The organism is Serratia sp. Je.1.23.a (assembly GCF_051129805.1).
Lineage (GTDB): Bacteria > Pseudomonadota > Gammaproteobacteria > Enterobacterales > Enterobacteriaceae > Serratia > Serratia liquefaciens.
Genome location: NZ_JBCPSR010000058.1, coordinates 1 through 441 on the forward strand (window position 1 = coordinate 1; position 441 = coordinate 441).

1 pseudogene is annotated in these 441 nt (G+C 49.2%); it reads right to left on the minus strand.

What is annotated here, in order from left to right:
• Positions 1–441, minus strand: a pseudogene (locus tag AAZT04_RS26175) (adenylosuccinate synthetase); the annotation flags it as partial.

Genomic DNA, 441 nt, shown 5'->3' on the forward strand with positions numbered 1-441 from the left:
TCACGCCATTCTTCTGCCAGCTTTAAGGTCGCCTCAAAATCGACTGCGTCCACCCCCATAGTATTGGGTCAAGGCAAAGTTATGGAACTCAAGGTTAGTTTTTAGTTTATCGGCAAAGTCAGCTCGCAACAAATCAGCAAAACGCAATGCACGGCGCGCTACTTTATCTTCGTACGCAGGGCCGATACCACGACCGGTCGTGCCAATTTTGTTGTTGCCGCGTTTGATTTCACGGGCTTGGTCAAGCGCTACATGCTGTGGCATGATCAGTGGGCAGTTGGGCGAAATACGAAGTCGCTCACGCACAGGCACGCCTGCTTCAACCAGTGATTGCATTTCTTTTAATAGCGCATCTGGGGCTAGCACCACGCCATTACCGATGTAGCAAGTGACACCTTCACGTAGAATACCCGATGGAATCAAATGTAATACGGTTTTTTT